Raw genomic sequence first — 5,528 nt, 5'->3', positions numbered from 1 at the left:
CCTAGGTGTCGCGGGTCTCCACCAGCTCACATGGAGCATGCGGCGGGAATTGCGGGCGGCCAATCTCCTGAAACCGTAGCCTCTGTTGTTGTGCCGGTGGCTGTTCGGGCGTTGTCTGCGATGTTCGCAGTGCTGCTGTTGGGGATTGCTTGTGTCGCTGCGGCAGGCACAGCGCATGCCGAGCCGATTATCACCGGACCCGACGCCACGTTGGTGGGCTGGGACACCTACCGCCGATTGGATCGCTTGCCCTATCTGAGTGCCGACACGCAGACCTTGCAGGTGTCGAGCGTTGATCGCAGCGGCGGTGATTTCGACATCTCCACCGGTAACCGGAACGGCAGCGGTGGATGTTTGGCGTCCGGCGGTGCCGGCTGCGTCGTCGCAGAGGATCGCGGTGCCGGCGAGATTGATTCGGTCTGGTTCACCCGCGACGGCGGCAATGTGCGCGCGATCGGAGCCATCCGCATCGAACTGGATGGGCAGACGGTGATCGACGCACCACTGCAATCGTTGGTCGATGGCGCGCTGGGTGCGCCATTCGTGTGGCCTCTGGTGGCCAACGCTGCGCAGTCGCCGGGCGGCGTGTACATCAAGGTACCGATGCCGTACCGGAAGTCGATGCGGATCAGCGTCGCATCGAATTTGGAGTACTACCACGTCGACTATCGCCAGTTCTCCACCGCCGACGGCGTGACCACCTTCTCGACCGCCGACCCCGCATTCGATGTGCTCGCCACCCTGCGCGCCGCGGGCACCAGCGACCCCAAACCGGCGGCATCCATAGCAGCGCATAGCAATCGGGTCGTCGAGCTACCCGCCGGCGCTCGGCTGACGATCTCGGAGTTCACTGGGTCGGGCATGATTTCAGCGCTGCACCTGTGGCTACCGCGGCCGACGGATCAACTCCTGACCGGGTTGCGGCTCCAGATAGAGTTCGACGGCCAAACCATGGTCGACTCGCCACTTGGGGAATTCTTCGGCGCCGGACTGGGCGCCACCAACGTGCGGTCGCTGATGTTCGCTACGATCCCACAACCCGGGGGGCCGTTGTCGTTGTCGGAGTGGTGGCCGATGCCGTTCGCCCGCTCAGTCCACATCACCCTCGTCAACACAACCGGCAATCCCGTACCGGGGATCGACAGCGATGTCGTGACCACACCCGGCCCCCAGTGGGCGCCCGCGCTGGCCAGCGGCCGCGCCGGCTATTTCACCGCGCGCTCGCATGCCGGACCCACGACGCTCGGTCAGGACTGGTTGTTCGCCGATGACCACGGTCACGGCAAATTCGTCGGCGTCAGCCACACCATGAGCGGTTCTGGAATCAAAACGTCGTTTAGCGCCGACGCCCCGTACTTTCTCGAAGGAGCCGAACGCGTGTACACCGACGGTGCCGCGTCACCCCAGTGGTACGGCACCGGCACTGAGGACCTCTACGAGGGCGGCTGGTACTTCAAGAACGGCACGCACTTCAGTGCCCCGCTCACCGGCGAACCCGATCAGCGCACGGCCACCGGCGGATGTGCAGGCTACTGTGTAGCCGCCTATCGGCTCACGCTCGCCGACGCGATCGGCTACCACTCCGCAATCCGATTCGGCATTGAGCACGGCAAACGGAATATGGTTCAACCCGACTACAGCTCAACGGCTTTCCTCTACACACAACCCGACGACACCGTTACTTCCAGCGACGAAGTTAACCCCACCGATCCGGTCAGCCGATTCCTGCACGGCTACGCCGACGACGCCGTGGACCAACTGCTGACGAGCACATACGAGGGGAGCGACGACACCCATCCCATCGTCGGGTTGGTCCGCACCACCAGCGCTGCAACAAGATTCGACGTCGCAGTCCGCCCGGACAACCACGGCATCCTGCTGCGCCGCACTTCGGACCAAGCAAACGGCTACCAATCAGCAGACGTTGCCATTGACGGGGTCATTGCCCGGAGCTGGTTACAGCCGCGCAGCAACACCTTCCACCGCTGGCTTGATGACACATACCTCGTGCCAGAGTCTCTGACCGCAGGCAAAGCCCGCATAACGGTGACACTCACACCGACCCCTGACTCCCCATCCTGGACTGCCAGCCGCTACCACATAGACACACTGACGGGGCTGTCCGATTCACGAGTATAGAGCGGGGCGCTCAGTGACCTACTGACACCGGGGAAAGTCGGGCCGCCGCTCAGCCGCGGACTGCGCAAACGGTCGCGGCCCACGGCAGGCCGCGGTGGAGGCTGCAGCGCACGCGCGCGAGGAGCTCGCGGGTGAAGTGCCGCCGCTGGCGAGATCACAGACCGACCAGGCTGCGGACGAACCGGCGGCTGTGCGACCTGTTTAGTCGTCGGGTGACGAGGGTAGTACCTCAACGATGGTGATCTAAAGGTGGCGCGGCAAAGTGAAGGTATTTGACGTTATCCGTTCATTAGTTGGGTTCAACGTCGAACCGTTCTCGCTGTTGTAGCGCTGTAAACAGCATGGGCTGAAGATGACTGAAGATCCGCAAAGCAGTGACCACCGAATACGGCAGACCGACGTTTCACGCCTACCGTTTATGGCGGGGGTTGTGCTTGAAATTTCGGGCCTGCTCACCTTGGTACTCGGCCTGTACACCTTCAGCTCTTGGCGGGGATGGCTCTTCATCGGCATCGGAATTATCGTCGCGGCTACCGGTCTGATGCTCCTATTCCGCGTGTCTTGGGCACTCGTGCCTGCCGTCGTAGCGGCGTTGGCGTCACTAGCAATCTCGGCCATATGGGTGGCCGAGTACCCTTGGTTTAATGTTGCAGCCATAGGGTTTGACGTTCTCGCGATTTATGCTATCGCCAGGGAAGTACGTTTATCGCGCGGGAGAAATCCGCTCCGCACATAAATTCGTTCACCGCTCATCAACAGCCTGGTCTGCGCAACTCCGATTGCGCGCGGACTTCGCCGCATTTAGCGAAGTATCTGGTGTGGCTGCTTTCTAGCTCCGCTGTCAAGCACCAGCGGTTGATGACTGTTTTGGTCGGTGAGCACGGCGGGGTAGACCACGGCGGAGAGTTGGCGTTTGAGGACTCGTAGTGTTTCCATTCCCTTCCCTCATCCAGCGCCTGCGCGGCAAGAAGTCGGCGGTTCAAACTCGCTAACGACCCAAAAGCTTGCCCATCGCTGTGCGGTCACGTTCGGTTGAGAAGTCAAACGCCGGCTGACCGGTCTGGCGTACCAGCTCCGCGTTCAGCTCGCTGTAGGAGGTCATTCGCCTGCGCCCGGCTTCGCGCTTCAAGATGGTGATCGCGTTGTCGAGTAGCCGGTCCCATTCGTCGTCGCTGCGTCCGAACACACGCGCCACCTTACTCAACCGGGTTAAGAGCGTTGGGCATTCGCCTTCCGTACATACTTGTGAAGCCGTACATCTGCTATGTGTCACATGAAGGTGACCGGCCGATGGCGATCACCTGGCGGCTCCACCATCCGATGCCGACCGAGGTCTACTTGGTATCCCGCGCTGCGGTGGCATAGCAACGTCGCTTAAGTCCTTCGGAGGACTGTAGAAACGTCGGGGAGCCGGCCAAGTCGACGCCCATGACCTCACAGCAGATCGCTAACCGGGGCCCATCTCTCGCCTGATACGAAGCGGTAAGCATGGTGGATGACAACCAAACCATTAACCAGCAATGGGCATGAAATCAAATCATCCGACGCTGGGCGTCGGCAAATCGGTTGATGTTAATCATCTTCGCCGGGGCCGCGACCATCGCGACCCTCGCGTTATTCAGCGCTGCGCGGCCCGGCGACGCCAATCCTGTTGTCGCCTCAGGGTCGGTGCATCTGGTAGCTGAGGCCATTGACCTGCCGGCGCCGGCCACTGCTTCCTTCGGCCCGCAGTTCCTGCAGGCGGCACCGAAGGTCGTCGGCGTCGACGACAACGGCAACAGCGTCAACGACAATGGCCAAACCTCCGGGGATGTCTTCACGCAGAACGCCCAGGACCAAAGCACCGCGTGATGCGAGCATGACGTCGGTTTCCAAAGTGGCGACCAGAGGCGCTGCCGGTTGGATCGCTACCTATGCGCTTGACCGACCAACTCCGTAAGTGTGTCGAGCACCCGCTCGAGCTCGTCGACCAGCCAGGGCGTCGCGTTACTCTCGCGAAACACCTTCAAGAGGGATCGGTAGTACCACAGATGCTGCTGTGGTTCTTTCACGCTGAAACGCTTCCAAAGGTCATCGCCAACCTGCCGGTAGTCACGCAGAATCGCCCGGGCATTGTCGAGCTTGTCAGCCAGCGAAATCAGAACAGCGTCGTCGGACGCGTGAGCGAGATGATCGATGTAGCGCTGCTTGCGTTCGCGCCAGGGCGGTTTGGGGGTTTCGAACGTGTCGCTACATTCAGTGACGATCGAGGCCACCTGCTTGCCGAACCGCTCGCCAATCTCGGCCAAAGTCTGTTCACCGCCCTGATCCTCGGCCGCATCGTGCAACAGCGCTGCGATTGCTTGCGTCTCGGTGCCGCCGGCTTCGATCACCAGGCTTGCCACCGAGAGCAGGTGCCCAAAGTAGGGCACTCCGCTGCCTTTGCGTGTCTGACTTCGGTGCAAGTCGGCCGCATAGGCCAACGCGTCGTCGAACCTGCTCGTTAACCGCGGTGTTGTCGTTTCGGCTGGCATCAGTCTCCTTCGTCGGTACCCAACCTCACTCTGGCACAGAGGTCCGACACGAGACGGTCGCTCAGCAACCGGCGGCCTGCAACCTGCGACGGCTAGTTCAGCAGCAAGTTCGCGGTGGAGGGTCTGACCAAGACTGTCGCACTCGAGCAGGGGAATTCAGGTATTCGAGTGAATGCATTTGGGTCCGGGCCGATAGGCACCGGCATGCTCGACCGCTTCACGGGCACCGCGGAAGGCAATGAGGCACTGATCGCGACGGTGCTGTTGCTTCGCCGGGAAATCCTGAGGAAATCGCAAACACCATCCTGTTCCTGTCCTCCCCGGAGGCGTCCTACATTTCTGGCACGGTGTTCGAAGTCGAGAGCGGCATGTCGGCAGCCTGATCAACGCGCTCAAAGACGACACGATAGGCGAGTACCCCACCGGTGGTGCTCTGGCGCGGGATCCGACGAGGCCAGCGCCGGCTCACTGCGTCCTTGAATTACCCTGCCGTACATGACGGTCAACACGCCGGAACCGCCCGACGCAAGTCAGCCGTACTACGACCTGGGCGCCTACCACCGGCCGATCGACACGCCGTCGCCGCAAGCCCAGATGTGGTTCGACCGCGGCCTGACCTGGGCCTACGCGTTCAACCACGAAGAGGCGATCCGCTGCTTTGAGCGAGCCCTCAATGTGGACCCCGGCCTGGCGATCGCGCGGTGGGGCATCGCCTATGCGGTCGGTCCCAACTACAACAAGGCGTGGGACGCCTTCGACCCGCACGACCGCACGGTCTCACTGGTCCGCGCTCGAATGGAACTCGCACTGGCCGCGGGCGGCCACGCCTCACCAGTGGAACGCGGCCTGATCGAAGCACTGCAGGGCCGCTACCCA

The 5,528-nt window shown here is 62.2% G+C and carries 6 protein-coding genes and 2 pseudogenes; 6 read left to right on the top strand and 2 right to left on the bottom strand.

Going from position 1 to position 5,528, the window contains the following annotated elements:
- The first annotated feature begins 120 nt into the window (after nucleotides 1-120).
- Nucleotides 121-2,139 carry a glycoside hydrolase family 172 protein gene (locus WA317_RS00875; RefSeq protein WP_425171232.1) on the top strand — a complete coding sequence of 673 codons (2,019 nt, stop codon included), beginning with the start codon at nucleotides 121-123 and terminating at the stop codon, nucleotides 2,137-2,139.
- Between the two features lie 352 nt (nucleotides 2,140-2,491).
- Entirely contained in the window at nucleotides 2,492-2,875 is a 384-nt protein-coding gene (locus tag WA317_RS00870; protein WP_425171231.1) for a DUF7144 family membrane protein, read from the top strand.
- 252 nt (nucleotides 2,876-3,127) lie between these two features.
- Here WA317_RS00870 and WA317_RS00865 read toward each other — a convergent pair whose 3' ends face one another.
- A complete protein-coding gene (locus WA317_RS00865; protein WP_425171230.1) occupies nucleotides 3,128-3,325 on the bottom strand; it encodes a hypothetical protein in 198 nt (65 codons plus the stop codon).
- A gap of 383 nt (nucleotides 3,326-3,708) precedes the next feature.
- On the opposite strand from WA317_RS00865, the gene WA317_RS00860 reads away from it, so the two are divergent.
- Entirely contained in the window at nucleotides 3,709-3,990 is a 282-nt protein-coding gene (locus WA317_RS00860) for a hypothetical protein (RefSeq protein ID WP_425171229.1), read from the top strand.
- Nucleotides 3,991-4,046: 56 nt separating this feature from the next.
- On the opposite strand, the gene WA317_RS00855 is transcribed toward WA317_RS00860, so the two are convergent.
- Nucleotides 4,047-4,652 carry an HD domain-containing protein gene (locus WA317_RS00855; protein ID WP_425171228.1) on the bottom strand — a complete coding sequence of 202 codons (606 nt, stop codon included), beginning with the start codon at nucleotides 4,650-4,652 and terminating at the stop codon, nucleotides 4,047-4,049.
- 111 nt (nucleotides 4,653-4,763) lie between these two features.
- Here WA317_RS00855 and WA317_RS00850 point away from each other — a divergent pair.
- From WA317_RS00850 to WA317_RS00840, 3 genes and pseudogenes are all read left to right on the top strand, one after another.
- A pseudogene (locus tag WA317_RS00850) lies at nucleotides 4,764-4,898 on the top strand (SDR family oxidoreductase); the annotation flags it as partial.
- A 35-nt stretch (nucleotides 4,899-4,933) separates the two neighbouring features.
- A pseudogene (locus WA317_RS00845) lies at nucleotides 4,934-5,035 on the top strand (SDR family oxidoreductase); the annotation flags it as partial.
- Between the two features lie 112 nt (nucleotides 5,036-5,147).
- The coding region (locus tag WA317_RS00840) for a tetratricopeptide repeat protein (protein WP_425171227.1) at nucleotides 5,148-5,528 on the top strand (381 nt) is incomplete at its 3' end.

The sequence above is a fragment of the Mycobacterium sp. genome (assembly GCF_049802695.1).
Lineage (GTDB): Bacteria > Actinomycetota > Actinomycetes > Mycobacteriales > Mycobacteriaceae > Mycobacterium.
This window is presented reverse-complemented; position numbering and strand designations above follow the sequence as displayed.

Coding starts and splice junctions, on each gene's coding strand:
- WA317_RS00875 (WP_425171232.1), top strand. CDS start 121: ATGTTCGCAGTGCTGCTGTTGGGGATTGCTTGTGTCGCTGCGGCAGGC.
- WA317_RS00855 (WP_425171228.1), bottom strand. CDS start 4,652: ATGCCAGCCGAAACGACAACACCGCGGTTAACGAGCAGGTTCGACGAC.
- WA317_RS00870 (WP_425171231.1), top strand. CDS start 2,492: ATGACTGAAGATCCGCAAAGCAGTGACCACCGAATACGGCAGACCGAC.
- WA317_RS00860 (WP_425171229.1), top strand. CDS start 3,709: ATGTTAATCATCTTCGCCGGGGCCGCGACCATCGCGACCCTCGCGTTA.